The organism is Nitrosomonas sp., assembly GCF_019635155.1.
Lineage (GTDB): Bacteria > Pseudomonadota > Gammaproteobacteria > Burkholderiales > Nitrosomonadaceae > Nitrosomonas.
The window spans coordinates 1-17683 of record NZ_JAHBZY010000014.1 but is presented as its reverse complement, the minus strand read 5'-3'; the positions used below and the strand labels follow the sequence as shown (position 1 = coordinate 17683).

The following is a 17683-nucleotide window of genomic DNA, read 5'->3' as shown; positions in this document are numbered from 1 at the left end:
CCACTGAAAATACTCGAATAAATTTATGCAAGTATGCCAAAGTCTTACAGGTTATTTATTCACAGTACAGCGATTCTCGATATCGGCCACTATGGCATCGGCGTAGCTAAGATCTGATTTCACGATGGCGCCAAAATAGGGATGCCGGTAGAGATCGGTAAAATCGCGCATGAGATCGCACCAATCTTCCAGTACAACGAACTCGTTGCTCCTGAGATGGTACGAGCTGATGCGCGGTTCAAGGAATGCCAATGCCCATTGATTGACGCGCTCAATATCCGCGGAACTGAAATCCTGTGTGTCGTTACGCTTTGCGCGAGCTATCAGGTGCGCAAGTTCTTGATCCGATGCAACGGCCAGATGCGCTTGACTCACCAATCCCGCGAGGGATAGCTGATGCGCAATCTGAATCGCCTCGCGGTTTTGTTGCAGTTCGAATACCACCAGCACCATACCTGCTACCACGGCGAGGTTGGTGATAATGGTGATCAGCCGTTCAAATTTCATCGGTGCTCTTGATTGTTATTCTGCAATCAGTTTTTTGGAATTTTTTGCCAGCAGCTCTTATAGTTCGCTGTATCATGGAATAGCTTTCATTGTGCCATTATTATCTCTGGTTATTTTAGACTGCTGCTGATCTGGCGTAATCGCATTATCAGGACAGGGACGTCGTCCTTAATGATGCTCCATAGCGTATCATTATCAATTCCGAGATAACCGTGAATAAGCCGGTTGCGCGTTGCTATCACCTGCCGCCAAGCCACTGCGCTATGTTTTTCTTGAATTTCAACTGGTATATGCGTTGCGGCTTCTCCGATGAGCTCGAGGTTTCGCACGGTGGCGTCGTAATTCAAACCCGAAGCTACAAACGCTGTTTGATCCAACCCTTCCGTATAAACCAGCACCTTCTCAGCAAAACTGATCATATCCCCTAGATAAAACCGCCATTCGCGTTCAGACATCAATCGCTTCTCTTTCAATAAAGGGCTTTAATTCCGGGCGCAATGCTTTCTCAGTGACCAAATCGACCGGACGCCCTAATTGATCTTCCAGCAAAAATTGCACGCCAAAATACTTCTTGGATGTCGCCGGTCCGTCAAAAGCGATCACAATATCGATATCGCTATTTTCTTTCGCCTCATCGCGCGCAGTAGAGCCAAATAAAGCCAAGCGTGTTACGCCGAAACGCTCGATCAAATCAGGCTTGAGTGTGCGTAAAGTGTCGAGAACTTGCTGTCGGTTCATCATGTTCTGTTTCCAGAGTTAGCATTATCGAAATGCCACTATGCTACCGCATCGTTAACAAAATTTGCGAAATAACAGCATACTTAAGCAAGCAAAATTCAAGGAGTGAATCATGCGTTATGCAATCGTTGTAGAAAAAGCAGGAAATAATTATTCGGCTTATGTGCCGGATTTACCGGGATGCGTTACAACCGGATCGACCATTGAAGAAACGGAACGGGATATTCGCGAAGCCATTGGGCTGCATATCGAAGGAATGATGGAAGATGGTTTACCCATACCGCAACCAACCAGCATCGTTCAATACATTGAGGTTCCCGCATGACGCGATTTTATCGCGTCATGCGGAGGAACACCCTAATGGGTTTCCGCCTTACGGGTTACAGCTTACAAACAATAGAATCAACAGCGTTGATACAGTTTTGTTTATAGCTCTCTTGTACTTGAACACGCTGAGAGCCAACGGTTAATTTTCCACTGGGTTGAGCGTAAAAAGGGCATCCTCTAGCAAAAGCAACGACACCAGTAGTTTGAAAATCACGGATATCAACTATTCCTTTTTCAACACTGTGAAATGTAAAAATATCAGGATTGGAGTGAATTAAATTAGATACATCTTGCTCAATGGATCGCAATACTGCTGCATACGCAGATGCAGATCCCATATATTGAGTTATTCGATTTTTAGCTACTAGATGTACTTTTGGTAGCAAACGATTTGCAGAATGCAATTTAGTAGCAAAAGCATACTTAGAATAGATATCTGAGGGTAATTTCAGTCCATACACTAGAGAGAATGCATTCTGAATTGCTCTTCGAGAAGAATCATCAGCCATAACTGGTATTATGAGGCGGTTTGCAGAAGAAATAGCGATTTGTGTATAAATAGAAAAACTGGGATTAGCATCAAAGAAAACTACATCATATTCACCTTCTACTTGATCAAGTGCGTCTTTAAGCCAATCAATAATTTCAATCCATGTATCAGTACCAGGAATTTGGGTATTAGCTAAGGTATTTATTGCATTAGCTTGTAACTCCAATAGTGGATCCCCAGCAAGCAGGTCTATATTCTCAGGAATATTTCTATTGTAATCAACAGGTCTAGTAAAAAAATCGCGGATTGAGAATGTCGGCGAAGTAAATGGAGCAGGAAGTCTTAATTGAAAGTACCCACCAATGCTGCAACGAGGTGTTAAGCCTTGTCTTTCTAGTAAAGTGCGACTGCCATCGTTGTCTAGCCCACCTAATAATAGCTCGGATAGATTAGCTTGGGGACATACATCAATTGCGAGTATCCGTTTGTCGGGATTTTTGTCTGCATATCGACAGATTGTCTGAAATGCTAAGCTGGTTTTTCCCGTACCACCCTTGTTATTCCAAAATACATAACTCAACATAAGTTTTTCCTCTAGCAATAGTCATTTTCAGACATATTAGTGTCTTAAAATGACCATGTCAAGTTCATATTTGACTTTCTGTAAAAAAACAGAATCAATAATAAAAAAGTAATGCTAAAAGGCAAAGAACTTAATAATAATATAGCTCAAGACTAGACCCCGAATCGAAAATGTTGTGAATGAATCAAGTTCACGTCGCGAATTTTCTCTCAATCCACCCTTTCATTCCCCCAAGTGCCTCTGACAACCGCTCCGGTTGGGTTCCTCCCGCTTGCGCCAAGTCCGGCCGTTTGCCGCCGAATTGCTGGGCAACGAAGTTAACCAGTTCGTCGATGTTGACTTGTCGTTTTAACAGCCCCATCACGCAAACATTAACCTGCCTTTAGGCTCCGGGATCACCCTGCCCAGTTCCCGAGCGGTTTCTATCCACTGTTCGATGACGGTTTTTACATTGGCAACGGCTAGTTCGTAGGTTTCCCCATCTGCCATGCAACCGGGTAATTCCGGAACTTCGGCGATGAAAGCTTGATCGTTTTCGCTCCAGTAAATAATTAATTCGTATTTAATCAATGTCGTATTCTCCCATACGATACTTCGTCAATAGCATTCTAACCTGTTTGACTTGATACGGTTTCGCTTTACTGTGTTTCGGTTGCAAATTAATAATTTCTTCAATGTCTTCGCGAGTAAAAATGTGATGACTTCCTTTTAGTCGCTCAGCGAATCCTAATCGGATCAATAATTGGCAAAGTTCGGAAAATGCGATGTCGGCATCAGCACTGCCCGTCAGAATTTTCATTCTGAGTTTTGAATACTTTCCCATTTTAATTATCCAAATTCAGCTAACTATTACAACGAATCGCGATGCGGAGCCAGGTACTAAACCGGGATTATTGCGATGAGTCAAAGGTGATTGTGACTACTGCACGACTTTCGTTTCAACCCACCCTTTCACACCTTGAAGCGCCTCAGGCAATTGCTCCGGCTGCGTACCCCCTGCCTGTGCCATATCCGGCCGTCCGCCGCCTTTGCCGCCGACTTGCTGGGCGACGAAGTTGACCAGTTCGCCGGCTTTGACTTTGTTGGTGAGGTCGGCACTGACGCCGGCGATTAGGGTGACTTTACCGTCGGTCACGGTACTGAGCACAATCGCGCAGGATTTGAGTGTGTCTTTGAGTTGATCGAGCGTTTCGCGTAGCGTTTTGGCGTCGGCGTTTTCCAGGTTGGCAGCGAGTACTTTGACGCCGTTGACGTCTTGCGCTTGCGATGCCAGGTCGGCGCCTTGTGAGCTGGCCATTTTGGTTTTCAGGCGTGCCAGTTCTTTTTCGGTTTGCCGCACGTTGTCGATGATCTGGGCGATTTTTTGCGTGACTTCCTGCGGGTTGGCTTTGAGTGTGTGCGCGATTTCGAGCAATTGCGCTTCGCGTTGCTGCACGTAATCGATCGCGCCTTTACCGGTCACCGCCTCGACACGGCGGATACCGGCGGCGACGCCCGATTCGGCGACGATTTTAAACAGGCCGATTTGGCCGACTTGCGGTACATGCGTGCCGCCGCATAATTCAGTGGAGAATTCGCCCATGCCGATGACGCGCACCACGTCTGTGTATTTTTCGCCGAATAGCGCCATCGCGCCGCGTTTGATCGCATCGTCGTATTTCATCGACGCGGCTTCGACTACGCAGTTGTTACGGATTTGTTCGTTGACCAGGCGTTCGGTTTCGCGGATTTCATCGGCGCTCATCGACGCGTTGTGCGAGAAATCGAAGCGCAGCCGGTTGGGGTCGACCAGCGAACCTTTCTGCGTGACATGCGTGCCGAGCACTTTGCGCAACGCCGCGTGCAGCAAATGCGTGGCGGAGTGGTTGTTGGCGGTACTGACGCGGGTTTGCGGATTAACCCGAGCTTGCACGCTGTCGCGGATGACCAAGCGGCCGCTGCGCAGCAGGCCTTTGTGGCCGAACACGCCAGCCTGGATTTTTTGCGTATCGGCAACTTCAAAAGTGCCGTTGGCAGCGAGCAGTTCGCCGCAATCGCCAACCTGACCGCCCGATTCGGCGTAGAACGGCGTTTGATCGAGTACCACCACGGCTTCGTCACCGGCTTCAACGAAATCGACCGCGCTGCCTTGTTTATAAATCGCCAGTATTTGCCCTTCGTGCTGCAACGTGTCGTACCCGTAAAACGTGGTTTGATCGCCTTGATAGTCGAGCCCTTCCTGCATCGAGAATTTGTTCGCGGCGCGCGCTTGTTCGCGCTGGCGCGCCATGGCTTGCTCAAAACCGGCTTGATCGACGGTGATGCCGCGCTCGCGGGCGATGTCAGCGGTCAGGTCGATGGGGAATCCAAAGGTATCGTACAAGCGGAACGCGGTTTCACCGTCCAGCATTTTAATATTTTGGCTGAGTGCGGCTTCCAGAATTTGCATGCCGTTTTCCAAGGTCTCGGCGAAGCGTTCTTCTTCTTGCAGCAACACCGCCGTGACGCGCGTTTTGGCGGCAGTCAATTCGGGATACGCTTGCCCCATCACTTGACTTAGGTCTTCCACGAGTTGATGAAAGAATGGTTGTTTCTGTCCAAGCTTGTAACCATGCCGGATGGCGCGGCGGATAATGCGGCGCAATACATAACCGCGACCTTCACTGCCGGGAATAACGCCGTCGGTGATCAGGAACGCACAGGCGCGGATATGGTCGGCGATGACTTTGAGCGAGTTGTCGGCAAGGTTTTGGGTGTGGGTCACGCGCGCCGCGGCTTTGATCAGGCTTTGAAACAGGTCGATATCGTAATTGCTGTGCACGTGCTGCATCACTGCGGAAATGCGTTCCAATCCCATGCCGGTATCGACCGACGGTTTCGGCAGCGGGTGCAATGTACCGTTGCTATCGCGGTTGTACTGCATGAACACCAGATTCCAGATTTCGATGTAACGATCACCGTCGGCATCGGCGGAACCCGGCGGGCCACCGGCAATATCCGGGCCGTGGTCGTAAAAAATCTCGGAACAAGGACCGCACGGGCCGGTATCGCCCATTTGCCAAAAATTGTCCATGGTCGCAATGCGTACCACGCGGGATGGTTCGACGCCGACTTCGTTCAGCCAGATGTCCGCAGCTTCGTCGTCTTCGGAATACACGGTGACCCACAGTTTGTCACGCGGGATTTTGAGCGTGTTGGTCAGGAAATCCCAGGCAAACAAGATCGCGTTGCGTTTGAAATAATCGCCGAAACTGAAATTGCCCAGCATTTCAAAAAAAGTATGGTGCCGCGCGGTGTAGCCGACATTTTCCAAATCGTTGTGTTTACCGCCGGCGCGCACGCAACGCTGCGAGCTGACGGCGCGTACGTAAGGGCGTTTGTCTTGTCCGAGGAATACGTCTTTGAATTGCACCATGCCGGCGTTGGTGAATAATAAGGTTGGATCGTTGCCGGGCACGAGCGGACTCGATGCGACAACGGTATGACCGTGCGATTCAAAGAATTCGAGAAATTTTTGGCGGATTTCGCTGCTTTTCATAGTTTTTGTATTTGTTCGTATCGTTCAAGTTCGGTAACGGTCAAGCCAACCGCTTCGCCTTTGACAATCGCCAGGCTTTTCACGACTGCGCGGATGGTAATTTCTTCGTTCATATTGGGTAAATCGGCTTCGGTTAAAACCGTAATCTCACCACTCCTGTCTTCCAGCACATAGGCTTTGAAGTTGATCAGCGGCAAACGCGTGGGACTTTTGGGAATGCCGCGCAATAGCACTTCCTTGCCGTCAAAATTGACCGGTGCGGAAATGATTGCATTGATCGGGGTTACCGTGTCGGCTTTGACCGGCATGCCAGCCATCGTCCACACCAGCATCAACAGGATAGGTACAAGGCGGAATCTCATGAATTTTCCTCGCCCGCTTGCGTCAGTACTCGTTGAATCGTTTCCATGGAGAAACCTCTATTCATCATGAATCGTATGTGCTTCGCACGTTCTTCCCGAGTCGCAGGCGGCTGATCGAATTTTTTCCGCCAAATATGCAGTGCCGTTTCCAGTTCGGTTTCTTTAAGACCTGGGAGAATATTGCCAATCAAATGGTCGTCGACACCCTTGGATTTCAATTCATGCACGATGCGCTGACTGCCAAACCGGGAGCGGCGATGCCGCGCCACTTGCTCCGCCATGCGTTCATCGCTCAGATAACCCTGCTGCTGCAGCTTATCCAAAACGGTCAACAATTCTTCTCTAGCACAAAGATTTTGATGGCGGGATAATTTTTGCTCCAATTCCCGGCGTGAGTGCTCACGTTGCGCTAAATAACGCAAAGCCCGCACTTCGATAGGGGAGCGAGTATCCATCCGGGTTATTTCTCTTTATCGATTTTGTCTTTCCCGGCTTTGTCTTTAATCGGCTTGCCGTGATCGGGAATACCGACAATCGCACGGATTTTTTGCTCGATTTCTTGCGCCATGTCTTTGCGTTCTTTCAAATATTCGCGCACATTATCTTTGCCTTGACCGATTTTTTCACCTTTATAGGCGTACCAGGCGCCGGATTTATCGATCAATTTATGCAGCACACCCAATTCGATAATTTCGCTCTCGCGCGAAATGCCCTCGCCGTAGAGAATATCAAAATCCGCTTGTTTGAATGGCGGCGCCACTTTGTTTTTAACCACTTTGACGCGGGTTTCATTGCCAATGGTTTCTTCGCCGTTCTTGATCGAACCGGTGCGGCGAATATCCAGACGCACTGACGCATAAAATTTCAGCGCATTGCCGCCGGTCGTGGTTTCGGGGTTACCGAACATCACACCGATTTTCATACGGATTTGATTGATGAAGATGACCATGGTATTGCTGCGCTTGATGTTGGCAGTTAGTTTGCGCAACGCTTGTGACATCAGTCGCGCTTGCAAGCCCATTTGCGGATCGCCCATATCGCCTTCGATTTCGGCGCGTGGCGTCAATGCAGCCACTGAATCGATCACAATGATATCGATCGAACCGGAGCGCACCAGCATGTCGGCGATTTCCAATGCCTGCTCGCCGTTATCCGGTTGCGAAATCAACAATTCTTTAACATTCACCCCGATTTTCTGTGCATATTGCGGATCCAGTGCATGTTCCGCGTCGATAAACGCCGCAGTACCGCCCAATTTCTGCATCTCCGCGATGACTTGCAAGGTCAGCGTGGTTTTACCGGAAGATTCCGGGCCGTAGATTTCGATAATCCGGCCGCGCGGTAACCCCCCGACGCCTAACGCAATATCCAGCCCGAGCGAGCCGGTGGAAACGACTTGGATGTCGTAGGCGACATCATTTGCGCCAAGCCGCATGATGGAGCCTTTACCGAATTGTTTCTCGATTTGTGCCAATGCTGCATCTAATGCCTTGCTTCTATTTTCATCCATGCTGAATCGAATCCTATATGAAGAATCTGGAAATTATCGCATAACCGTATCCGGTCCATCTAACTTGTTTCATATCATTGTTTAGGCGGAAAAAAGAATAACATAGTAAAAAACTCGAGAATCAAACGCACGTGCGTTATAATTGCGCGAAATTACGCAGCACCGGATGGTAATCGGCGCTGATCCATTTTTCAGCAATCATTGGTAACAGGGAGAACAATCATTCGCGTCATTTTGTTAGGAGGCCCGGGCGCCGGAAAAGGCACGCAGGCCAATTATATTAAGGAACATTTCGATGTACCGCAAATTTCCACCGGCGATATGCTGCGTGCAGCAGTCAAAGCGGGAACCGAGCTCGGCTTGATGGCAAAAAAAATTATGGATGCTGGCGGATTGGTTTCGGACGATATTATTATCAATCTGGTTAAGGAGCGTATTGCGCAGCCTGATTGCGCAAAAGGTTTTTTATTCGATGGTTTCCCCCGCACAATTCCGCAAGCGGACGCGATGAAATCGGCTGGCGTGCAAATTGATTTTGTGGTCGAAATAGACGTTTCGGATGCCGAGATCGTCAAACGGATGTCCGGCCGTCGCGTTCACCCGGCTTCAGGCCGCACGTACCATGTGGATTTTAATCCACCGAAAAGTAATAATGTGGATGACGTAACGGGTGAACCGCTGATTCAGCGGGATGATGATAAAGAAGAGACTGTCAGAAAGCGGCTTGAAGTGTATCATCAACAAACAAAGCCGCTGGTTGATTACTATTCCACATGGTCGAAAAATGGGGAAACCGGTGCTCCTCACTATATAAAGATTGCGGGTATCGGCACAGTTGAACATATCCGTGATCAGATTCTCTCAGCGTTAAAATAAGCTTAATTAACTGATTTATCTTAATATCAAAGATTAGAAACTCAGATTGCGACAAATCGCAGTCTGGGTTTTTGTTCGTGCAAATTTATAGAAATATGGGTTTATGATTTTGATTTGACCATTCAGGAGAAAATTATGGCAACAAAGAATGCATTTTATGCACAATCCGGTGGCGTTACTGCGGTCATTAACGCGTCTGCCGCAGGCGTATTGGAAACAGCGCGCCAGCATACCGATAAAATCGGCACCGTTTACGCGGGCCGCAACGGTATCATCGGCGCATTGACAGAAGATCTGATCGATACCAGTGCCGATTCAGCCGCTGCAATCGCCGGTTTGCGATATACCCCGTCCGGCGCATTCGGCTCGTGCCGCTACAAACTGAAAAGCTTGGAGCAAAACCGGCGCGAATACGAACGCTTGATCGAAGTATTCAAAGCGCATGATATCGGCTATTTCTTTTATAATGGCGGCGGCGATTCCGCGGATACCTGCTTAAAGGTTTCGCAATTATCCGGCACCCTGGGCTATCCGATTCAGGCTATTCACGTACCTAAGACCGTCGATAACGACTTGCCGATCACCGATTGCTGTCCCGGTTTTGGCTCGGTCGCTAAGTATATTGCGGTCTCCACCCGTGAAGCGAGCTTTGATGTGGCGAGCATGTCCAAAACATCCACGAAAGTGTTTGTTCTGGAAGTGATGGGGCGTCATGCCGGTTGGATCGCGGCCGCAGGCGGCTTGGCGTCCAGCCCGGATTGCGAAATTCCAATCGTGATTTTATTTCCGGAAATCACATTTAACAAAGCAAAATTCCTTGCGAAAGTTGATCACTATGTCAAAGAATATGGCTATTGCTCGGTTGTGGTTTCAGAAGGTGTAAAAGGCGCGGATGGTAACTTCCTATCCGACCAAGGACTGCGTGATGCATTCGGACACGCGCAGTTAGGCGGCGTAGCCCCCGTCGTCGCCAATATCATTAAAGATGGATTGGGGTTGAAATATCACTGGGGTGTCGCGGATTATCTGCAACGTGCTGCACGACATATTGCATCCAAAGCCGATGTCGAACAAGCGTACGCAATGGGTAAAGCTGCGGTTGAATATGCTATTGCCGGGCATAATTCGGTAATGCCTACGATCGTCAGGGAATCCAACGTACCTTATAAATGGTCGGTCGGAATGGCGCAGCTTTCGAATGTTGCAAATGTCGAAAAAATGATGCCGGCTGAATTTATCAGTGAAGATGGCTTCGGCATCAGTCAATCCTGCCGTGAATATTTAGCGCCATTGATCGAAGGCGAGGATTATCCGCCTTACAAAAATGGCTTGCCGGATTATGTGCGGTTAAAAAACGTGGCTGTTCCAAAGAAATTGGGTGAATTCAAAATTTAACAAGCAATAAAACGATCATTGTTTCGGTGTTGTAAGGAAGTCAAACACGATGAATTCAATTACCTAACAATCTAAATTTCATAAATATTTGATGCATTCAATGAACAAGAACAGATAAAATACAACCTGATTTTATCTTCGAACAAATGTTTAATCATGTGAAATCAATGAGGCCAAGATTTCACATATCGTTTTTATGGTCTGACTTTAATTGGAGCTCTCTATGGCTAGTGGTTTAGTTATCGCAATTATTAGCGCGATTGTAGCCCTCGTATTCAGTGGTATATGGATCAAGGGTATTTTTGATCAATCTACAGGCAGTCAGCGGATGCAAGAAATTGCAAAAGCAATTCAAGAAGGTGCTTCCGCGTATCTTAAGCGTCAATATATGACGATCGGGATGGTCGGTGCTGTTCTATTTTTCGCGCTCTGGTTAGCACTGGGTTGGGATACGGCTGTTGGTTTCGCATTAGGTGCAATCCTCTCCGGTGCCGCAGGCTTCCTGGGAATGACCGTATCGGTTCAGTCGAATGTGCGTACTGCTCAGGCAGCAAGCGTCGGATTGAACGAAGCACTGGCGATTGCTTTCCGGGGTGGCGCGGTAACAGGTATGCTGGTTGTCGGGTTAGGTCTGCTAGGCGTGGCCGGATACTGTGCCATGTTATTCAGTAGTGGATCGGATGCCGAACAAGCAGTTAGCGACATTATCAAACCGCTGATCGGCTTTGCATTCGGCGGATCGCTGATCTCCATCTTCGCTCGTTTGGGTGGCGGTATTTTCACCAAAGGCGCGGACGTCGGTGCGGATCTGGTCGGTAAAGTAGAAGCCGGCATTCCGGAAGACGATCCTCGTAACCCAGCGGTAATTGCAGATAATGTCGGTGATAATGTCGGTGATTGCGCCGGTATGGCCGCCGACTTGTTCGAAACCTATGCTGTGACCATCATCGCAACCATGATTCTGGGCGCATTGTTATTTACGGCAAACGCTGTTGACGCCGTGATTTATCCATTGATGTTAGGCGCAGTATCTATCGTTGCCTCGATTATCGGTTGCTACTACGTCAAAATGCGCGAAGGCGGTAAGATCATGAATGCGCTCTACCGCGGCTTGGCAGTTGCCGGCGGTATTGCATTATTAGCATATCTTCCCGTAACCGTTTGGTTCATGAGCGGCATGTCGCTGGATCTCGACGGCACCGAAGTAGCGGGCGGCATGCTGGTCATGCGCGTTTTTCTGGCGGCTGCGCTTGGATTGGTACTAACCGGATTGATGGTTGTCATCACTGAATATTACACATCAACCGATTTTCCGCCGGTTCAACACGTTGCCGAAGCATCTACAACGGGACATGCAACCAATATCATCGCAGGTCTCGGTGTTTCAATGCGCGCAACCGCAGCACCGGTGCTGGCAGTTTGTATCACCATTTTATTGGCGTACGCACTGGCCGGTTTGTACGGAATTGCTATTGCAGCCACCTCGATGCTATCGATGACCGGTATCATCGTCGCATTGGATGCATATGGTCCGATTACCGATAACGCCGGTGGTATCGCTGAAATGTCGGAGATGCCCGATTCGGTTCGCGCCATCACCGATCCACTGGATGCCGTTGGTAACACCACCAAAGCGGTAACCAAAGGTTATGCAATCGGCTCCGCCGGCCTAGCGGCACTGGTACTATTCGCTGACTACACACATGCATTGGAACATGCCGGTTTTGAGTTATCATTCGACCTGTCGAATCACATGGTTATTATCGGCCTCTTTATCGGCGGTATGATTCCGTATCTTTTCGGAGCGATGTCGATGGAAGCGGTGGGACGTGCCGCAGGTTCCGTTGTGATCGAAGTACGCCGTCAGTTTAAAGAAATTCCGGGAATCATGGAGGGTACGGCTAAACCGGATTATTCCCGTGCAGTGGATATGCTCACTAAAGCGGCCATTAAGGAAATGATGGTTCCTTCATTGCTGCCGGTATTGATTCCGCTGCTGGTCGGCGTGATCCTCGGACCGCAAGCATTGGGCGGTGTATTAATGGGTTCAATCGTAACCGGTTTGTTCGTTGCAATTTCGATGACAACCGGTGGCGGTGCTTGGGATAATGCTAAAAAGCATATCGAAGACGGGCATTTCGGCGGTAAAGGTAGCGAAGCCCACAAGGCATCGGTAACAGGCGATACCGTGGGGGATCCTTACAAAGACACCGCGGGCCCGGCAATCAATCCATTGATTAAAATCATCAATATTGTGGCATTGCTGATTATTCCGTTGCTATGATCTGATTTTTAAGGCGGTAATAAAAAAAGCACATCAGATTTCTGATGTGCTTTTTCTTTTTGACAAGCGCTGCTTACTACACAACAATTGCAACAATTCTTAATTTCCGAGTATCCGACCCGTACGTATATTTAAGCTGGCTACCAACAATAAGTAACTGATGCGCCACCAATGATGACTGTTATGCAAGTACGTGTTGCAGTCTGTGGACTTGGCGTTCCACCACCTGACGCTCCTCCCGGATTGAGCGATGCAAGTGTCGGTTGATCTGTATGCTGGATCATACTGATTGTCTGAACCGCTGCTGTCGTGGTTGTAAGCGGACGAGCAGCCGTTTGGTCACTGCCATTCACGTTCGCTCCTTTCAATTGATGAACTTTACCAGTCTTGTCGATGCACAGCATCACAACGACATCATCGATACCGGCTTCACTTTTTAACGCGTTTAAGGCAGTCGCTGGAATAGGTTTAGGCATTTCAAAACTCCTTTATCAATAATTTAAAGTAAGACGTACAAAGAATGTACGAGTCGGAATGAAACGGGAAGAGGTATTCATCTCATTAAACTGGAAGTTATAGCTGCGATAGTAGAACTGCTCATCGCTCAGATTTCGTCCTTCAAAACTCAGGATTCCTCTCCGATTGGGTAATCGGTAACCGAATGCCGCATCCAACAGCACAAAATCGCTATTACCTTCTGTCAGTTGAGGATCGGCATCCGGCAAGCGTTTTAGACTCTGTTGCAAGTAAGTTGTACTGACTTTGCCGAAGAAACCATTTGGATGAAAATAGTTAATCGTCACCGGTGCGCTGAGTGAGTGGATTTCGTAAGGTTTATTGGGATCGTTGACGAAGACTGCTGCACGATCATACTGTTCATACTGGAATTCTCCATTGATCGCCCAATGCGCATTCGGCAGCCAGTACAAATACGAACGGTACAGTCTTTCCTGTTGCTGCTCACTGGCAAACTGTCTGAAATTACTATTGAGATAAGGAACCTTCAAATCCCGGTCCGATACTTCCATGCCGCCGTATAAATTCTTACTGAAAGCAGCATCCAATCCTGCTCCCATGCGCCTTGATCGCGTGCCGTTCAAATCATCGAACATCTGATTAAATCCGGCCACTTGTGTCGGTTCCAACGTCTGATTCGCAATCAACGCGGATTTCACCGACTCGAACCAAGCTAACCGTAATCGAAGCGCCGACGTGAGATCCCACTGCAATCCAAACTTCGGATTCACGGCATCAAAATGTTGATCGACACCATCTCTAAAAGCATCATAGCTCACGCCTAAAGTTGCATTGATATTTGCAAAGAAATTCAGGTTCGAGTAAATATAAGCATTCTCGCGTTCCCGAGTAAAATTTATTTTACTCGAGGCCGAAGAACATGGAATGCCACTACATAGATGCCTGGCATCAATTTGATAAGCGCCTGCTCCGGTAACCAGATTAACAAATTTATCGCGATGCAGATATTGTCCTTCCAGTTGATAGCCTTGGTCTTTCAAACTACTCCGGGTCGTTAAGAAAGCAGGATCAAATGGAAAAACTTGATTCTCGCGGCGGTCATAATAAATACCGGAAATCAGAAAATCCTGTTTTGAAGAAAGTGAATAATGTATTCCGCCACGAGCGGTATCCTGATCCAGGTGCCTTCGATTCCACGAATGAAACGACGGATTAAAATCAAGCAGTAAATCGCCATGTTCGGAATTACGCCGGCGAAACTCGGCCTGAACATTCAATTTCGGTGTTAATGCATACTGCACGAAAGCATTATAGATATTATGATTCTGATCATTATTGGAACGAAATCCATCGGACTGAAAGTGATACTGCCCGAGACTGACCGAAGCCCGGTCGTAAACCGCTGAGAGTGTCGCTTCATTTCCAAAAGTACTGTTACTACCGGCAACCCCGGATGCGACCAATTGTGGCTTATTGCGCTCCATTAACGGTGCAAACTCGTTAAACCCCGCTCTGGTCGGACCGGTATTGTTAATGATATTGAGATCCACCACAGCCAAATGCGGTTGCACCGGATTCACGTTAATAGGTTGCAGCAACTGCGCTTGCAATAATTCACTGACGCGCGCCACTTCATGCCGCGAGATATTCGCATACGCATCCGACAAGAAACGATGCGAGGAGTGATTCGCCGGATCAATACTCAGCGATCGGGCTGTTTCCACCAGCGCGCGCTTCTCAAATCCCAAATTATCATAGATCCGCGCCAGGCTCGAACCGCGCGCCGCTTCATCCTGATCCAGCATAAACTTCGACCGGTATACGGCACGGTTGTTATTAAGCTCGATAGATTTCTGCAAGTCCATCAAAGCTTCGACCGGTCTGTTCTGGGTTTGCTTTTGAATGGCATCATAAAACCAGGGGGTCGGATCTTGCGAGTCTTTTTCTTTGGCCAAATCAAACTGTGTGCTGGCAAGCGGATAACGCCTCTCCTCAAAATAGGCTTTACCCAGGTAGCTGCGAATTAAGGAATTGGCAGGATCCAAACTGGCCGCTATTTCCAGTTCAAGACGACCGGCCTCGATTTCACCTTCGCGAATCAGTGCCAACCCCATCCCCAGCCTGGGCATCGGATCCGCTTGATCCAATGCAATCGCTCCCGAAAATTCAGCCTTGGCCTGTTGTATCCGTACTTGCAACAATTGCGCAAAACCCAAGACTGTTTTTACCCGAGCGAAACCGGGGTTCAAACTGACCGCACGCTGCGCGGCATCCAATGCACGATCCAAGTCACCATGCGACATTTGCAGCTTGGCCAACCTCGCCCAAGCCAATGCATTGTCCGGGTCGATTGCAATGGCTTGCCGAGTACTTTTCAGCGCTTCCTCAATTTTAAAATGCGCTTGCTGCACATAAGAAAGCGCCAGTTTTGCAGCCGGAGAATCCTTATTCAAGGAGACAGCATGCGTGGCAAGCTCCAATGCGTGTTCTTTTTTATTTTGAACAACTGCAATCATCGCCAATAATGCAAAAGCATCGCTATTATTAGGTTGTGCGTCGCGTATGTGGCCAATTTCCGTTTCGGCTTCGTCGGCCTGGCCGAGCGCCAATAACAATCCGGCCTGATACAAACGAAGATTCACTGTGAAGTCCCGCGCCGGGATGTTTTCGAGCATTGACAGCGCTTCGAACGTCTTGCCTTGCTGATATCGCTCTACCGATTGCCGTAACTCCGGATGCAATGCCAACTCATTCGTCAACAGGGTCAGTTGATAATTGATAACCACTGGATAATATAACGCCCACTGCACCGCATCGGTCGGATTAATGGTGGTCACACGTTGCGGAGCGGTATTGCGTGTAGCAATAGCGGCTTGGTGATCATTCAGAACCAAGCTTCCTTGCTCATTGCTGACGGTTACTTTTCCTTCGTAAATCACCAGTCGCGTACTATCTCCGTCCACACCGACAAAAAATTCGGTACCGTCGACCCCCGCATTGACAAACGGTGTTCTGACTTTAAACGGTTTTGGCGTGCGCGTAATGATATGAATGGCCCCGGATAACAATTCCAGGAGCGAACTGGCTTTTCCCTGGTTTTGCGGTTTTGAAAAAGCCATGCTCGTTTTCTGATCCAATCTCAGCACGCTCGCGTTACTTAGCAAAAAAGCCGCGCGGCTATGCGTACGGGCACGAACGCTGTCGCCCGGGCAGATAGCGGTATGCAGCGTCATCGCTTGCCAAGTTGTACTGGAAGCGCGACGCAATTCGATAATCCCTTGAATTGAAATGATCTCGGCCACAACCGGTTCACAAGGTCCTCCAGCATAAGATTTACCGGAACCTATCAGCAACAGTACCGGCAAGCAGGCAACAACCAATAAGCACGCCAAAAAACTCCGACAACTTAAATAAGATTGAAATCTCTGGCATGTTCTCATTATTGTTATTCTTCCAGATCTGAAGTACGTTGCGATGCGTGACCTTCGGTCCAAAGAAAAGTGCTTTCACAAACCTTTCTTCAGGCAGGATCCGAATTATACGAGAGAAATAACCTTGGCACTAGCTTGGACATTTAATCTTTTGATAATAATCAAACTAACTCGAATCTTAGGCGGAACCGCATCAGCTGCTTGTGACAAAATTCACACAACACGCTTTAACGAAAAATCAGCGGCATCATTTGTTGCTGATGCGCACGGTCGGATCCCATGAATCGATTGGAACAGCCGATCGGTATTGCTGACAAGCAGTCAAGAAAAAACGGGCAGGGCCGTCTTCGGGCATCACATCAAGAATTTCATTAAAACCTTTGCTGGCCTCATCCCAATGCTGGCGCCGATATGCATTTAAGGTACGATCGAAGGTTTCGCATAACCATAATTGCCGTTCGCTGGCTGAATCTCGATGCGTAATCAACTCAAACAGATTCACCGGCGTGGATTTTCCGGTTAAGAGAAAATCACCGAGGGGGCGGATCAGAAATTCATCCAGCCCCGTGATCACTTCGCAGGACACCAGAATACGGGTACCTAAATATTTGTTGACACCCTGGATGCGGTTAGTCGTATTGACGATATCGCCGATCGCACGGTATTCGTAATGATGAAGCGCACCGATATTCCCTAGTAGCATCTCACCGAAATGCAATCCTATCCGCGTCGGCAAAGGTTGATACGTGCTGACTTGATTAAAGTGATCAATGGCCGCTGCAATATCCAAACAAGCATAGCAAGCGTCTTTTCTCAGATCGGTTTTCGATGAGGTCTTTGACCAGATTGCCAGCATCGCGTCTCCAACCACATCGGAAACAATACCGTGATGCCGCCTGACGGGTTCAAACAAAGCCGCATAATAATCATTCATCAGCTGCGCCAATTGCTGCGGTTCAAGCTTCTCCGCGAGCGCTGTATACTTCTCCGCATCGGTCGCCAGACAAGCGCCATAAACCAACTGATTGGAAAATGCCATGGCGCCGGCATTTTTAACGATATCGTTGACGACCCGCTCCGGTAAAAAATAACCGAATGCTTCCTTAAGTTGCTGACGATCCAACTTGGCTTCGTAATATCTGAGCAGCACTGCGCCAAAGAATGCCGCTGGAATTTGTAAACAAAG

Annotated in this window: 18 protein-coding genes; 4 read left to right on the top strand and 14 right to left on the bottom strand. The window is 48.4% G+C overall.

From position 1 onward, the window contains the following. Window positions 1-51: 51 nt before the first annotated feature. The 3 genes from KF839_RS10305 to KF839_RS10295 form a co-directional block, all read right to left on the bottom strand. Window positions 52-507, bottom strand: coding sequence for a hypothetical protein (locus KF839_RS10305; RefSeq protein ID WP_292917761.1), 456 nt, complete (start codon window positions 505-507; stop codon window positions 52-54). 110 nt (window positions 508-617) lie between these two features. Continuing rightward, complete coding sequence (locus KF839_RS10300; protein WP_292917760.1) at window positions 618-962, bottom strand: HepT-like ribonuclease domain-containing protein; 345 nt, start codon at window positions 960-962, stop codon at window positions 618-620. Then, on the bottom strand, window positions 955-1248 hold the full coding sequence (locus KF839_RS10295) for a nucleotidyltransferase family protein (protein ID WP_292917759.1): 294 nt from the start codon (window positions 1246-1248) through the stop codon (window positions 955-957). Before KF839_RS10295 ends, KF839_RS10300 begins: the two co-directional genes overlap by 8 nt. Before the next feature lie 109 nt (window positions 1249-1357). On the opposite strand from KF839_RS10295, the gene KF839_RS10290 reads away from it, so the two are divergent. Further along, complete coding sequence (locus tag KF839_RS10290; RefSeq protein WP_292917758.1) at window positions 1358-1570, top strand: type II toxin-antitoxin system HicB family antitoxin; 213 nt, start codon at window positions 1358-1360, stop codon at window positions 1568-1570. A gap of 55 nt (window positions 1571-1625) precedes the next feature. Here the strand turns inward: KF839_RS10290 and KF839_RS10285 are convergent, their stop codons facing one another. The 8 genes from KF839_RS10285 to recA form a co-directional block, all read right to left on the bottom strand. After that, window positions 1626-2645, bottom strand: a complete 1020-nt coding sequence (locus KF839_RS10285; RefSeq protein ID WP_292917757.1) for a ParA family protein — start codon at window positions 2643-2645, stop codon at window positions 1626-1628. A 190-nt stretch (window positions 2646-2835) separates the two neighbouring features. After that, window positions 2836-3006, bottom strand: a complete 171-nt coding sequence (locus tag KF839_RS10280; RefSeq protein WP_292917756.1) for a hypothetical protein — start codon at window positions 3004-3006, stop codon at window positions 2836-2838. Further along, window positions 3006-3215 (bottom strand): type II toxin-antitoxin system HicB family antitoxin, encoded by a 210-nt coding sequence (locus KF839_RS10275; protein WP_292917755.1) that lies wholly within the window; start codon window positions 3213-3215, stop codon window positions 3006-3008. The genes KF839_RS10280 and KF839_RS10275 overlap by 1 nt, the downstream gene beginning before the upstream one ends. Beyond that, a complete protein-coding gene (locus tag KF839_RS10270) occupies window positions 3208-3468 on the bottom strand; it encodes a type II toxin-antitoxin system HicA family toxin (protein WP_292917754.1) in 261 nt (86 codons plus the stop codon). Before KF839_RS10270 ends, KF839_RS10275 begins: the two co-directional genes overlap by 8 nt. Before the next feature lie 96 nt (window positions 3469-3564). Next, entirely contained in the window at window positions 3565-6162 is a 2598-nt protein-coding gene (alaS, locus tag KF839_RS10265; RefSeq protein WP_292917753.1) for an alanine--tRNA ligase, read from the bottom strand. Beyond that, on the bottom strand, window positions 6159-6524 hold the full coding sequence (locus KF839_RS10260) for a hypothetical protein (RefSeq protein ID WP_292917752.1): 366 nt from the start codon (window positions 6522-6524) through the stop codon (window positions 6159-6161). Before KF839_RS10260 ends, alaS begins: the two co-directional genes overlap by 4 nt. Then, on the bottom strand, window positions 6521-6979 hold the full coding sequence (gene recX, locus KF839_RS10255; RefSeq protein WP_292917751.1) for a recombination regulator RecX: 459 nt from the start codon (window positions 6977-6979) through the stop codon (window positions 6521-6523). Before recX ends, KF839_RS10260 begins: the two co-directional genes overlap by 4 nt. Before the next feature lie 5 nt (window positions 6980-6984). Further along, complete coding sequence (gene recA / locus KF839_RS10250; protein WP_292917750.1) at window positions 6985-8034, bottom strand: recombinase RecA; 1050 nt, start codon at window positions 8032-8034, stop codon at window positions 6985-6987. Window positions 8035-8256: 222 nt separating this feature from the next. Between recA and adk the strand changes: the two genes are divergently transcribed. The 3 genes from adk to KF839_RS10235 all read left to right on the top strand — a co-directional run bounded on the left by adk (window position 8257) and on the right by KF839_RS10235 (window position 12589). Continuing rightward, window positions 8257-8910, top strand: coding sequence for an adenylate kinase (gene adk / locus KF839_RS10245; protein WP_292917827.1), 654 nt, complete (start codon window positions 8257-8259; stop codon window positions 8908-8910). 135 nt (window positions 8911-9045) lie between these two features. Then, window positions 9046-10305 carry a 6-phosphofructokinase gene (locus KF839_RS10240; RefSeq protein ID WP_292917749.1) on the top strand — a complete coding sequence of 420 codons (1260 nt, stop codon included), beginning with the start codon at window positions 9046-9048 and terminating at the stop codon, window positions 10303-10305. A gap of 223 nt (window positions 10306-10528) precedes the next feature. Then, window positions 10529-12589 (top strand): sodium-translocating pyrophosphatase, encoded by a 2061-nt coding sequence (locus tag KF839_RS10235; RefSeq protein ID WP_292917748.1) that lies wholly within the window; start codon window positions 10529-10531, stop codon window positions 12587-12589. Between the two features lie 140 nt (window positions 12590-12729). Here KF839_RS10235 and KF839_RS10230 read toward each other — a convergent pair whose 3' ends face one another. From KF839_RS10230 to KF839_RS10220, 3 genes are all read right to left on the bottom strand, one after another. Next, window positions 12730-13065: a hypothetical protein gene (locus tag KF839_RS10230; protein WP_292917747.1), complete on the bottom strand. Its 336-nt coding sequence runs from the start codon at window positions 13063-13065 to the stop codon at window positions 12730-12732. A gap of 15 nt (window positions 13066-13080) precedes the next feature. Beyond that, entirely contained in the window at window positions 13081-16212 is a 3132-nt protein-coding gene (locus KF839_RS10225) for a tetratricopeptide repeat protein (protein WP_416362363.1), read from the bottom strand. A gap of 532 nt (window positions 16213-16744) precedes the next feature. Continuing rightward, window positions 16745-17683: adenylate/guanylate cyclase domain-containing protein (locus KF839_RS10220; RefSeq protein ID WP_292917745.1), on the bottom strand; the 939-nt coding region annotated here is incomplete at its 5' end.

What these genes read in the sequence shown, in the direction of transcription:
- KF839_RS10305 (WP_292917761.1), bottom strand. Translation starts at nt 507, where the DNA reads ATGAAATTTGAACGGCTGATCACCATTATCACCAACCTCGCCGTGGTA.
- KF839_RS10300 (WP_292917760.1), bottom strand. Translation starts at nt 962, where the DNA reads ATGTCTGAACGCGAATGGCGGTTTTATCTAGGGGATATGATCAGTTTT.
- KF839_RS10295 (WP_292917759.1), bottom strand. Translation starts at nt 1,248, where the DNA reads ATGATGAACCGACAGCAAGTTCTCGACACTTTACGCACACTCAAGCCT.
- KF839_RS10290 (WP_292917758.1), top strand. Translation starts at nt 1,358, where the DNA reads ATGCGTTATGCAATCGTTGTAGAAAAAGCAGGAAATAATTATTCGGCT.
- KF839_RS10285 (WP_292917757.1), bottom strand. Translation starts at nt 2,645, where the DNA reads ATGTTGAGTTATGTATTTTGGAATAACAAGGGTGGTACGGGAAAAACC.
- KF839_RS10280 (WP_292917756.1), bottom strand. Translation starts at nt 3,006, where the DNA reads ATGGGGCTGTTAAAACGACAAGTCAACATCGACGAACTGGTTAACTTC.
- KF839_RS10270 (WP_292917754.1), bottom strand. Translation starts at nt 3,468, where the DNA reads ATGGGAAAGTATTCAAAACTCAGAATGAAAATTCTGACGGGCAGTGCT.
- alaS (WP_292917753.1), bottom strand. Translation starts at nt 6,162, where the DNA reads ATGAAAAGCAGCGAAATCCGCCAAAAATTTCTCGAATTCTTTGAATCG.
- KF839_RS10260 (WP_292917752.1), bottom strand. Translation starts at nt 6,524, where the DNA reads ATGAGATTCCGCCTTGTACCTATCCTGTTGATGCTGGTGTGGACGATG.
- recX (WP_292917751.1), bottom strand. Translation starts at nt 6,979, where the DNA reads ATGGATACTCGCTCCCCTATCGAAGTGCGGGCTTTGCGTTATTTAGCG.
- recA (WP_292917750.1), bottom strand. Translation starts at nt 8,034, where the DNA reads ATGGATGAAAATAGAAGCAAGGCATTAGATGCAGCATTGGCACAAATC.
- KF839_RS10240 (WP_292917749.1), top strand. Translation starts at nt 9,046, where the DNA reads ATGGCAACAAAGAATGCATTTTATGCACAATCCGGTGGCGTTACTGCG.
- KF839_RS10235 (WP_292917748.1), top strand. Translation starts at nt 10,529, where the DNA reads ATGGCTAGTGGTTTAGTTATCGCAATTATTAGCGCGATTGTAGCCCTC.
- KF839_RS10230 (WP_292917747.1), bottom strand. Translation starts at nt 13,065, where the DNA reads ATGCCTAAACCTATTCCAGCGACTGCCTTAAACGCGTTAAAAAGTGAA.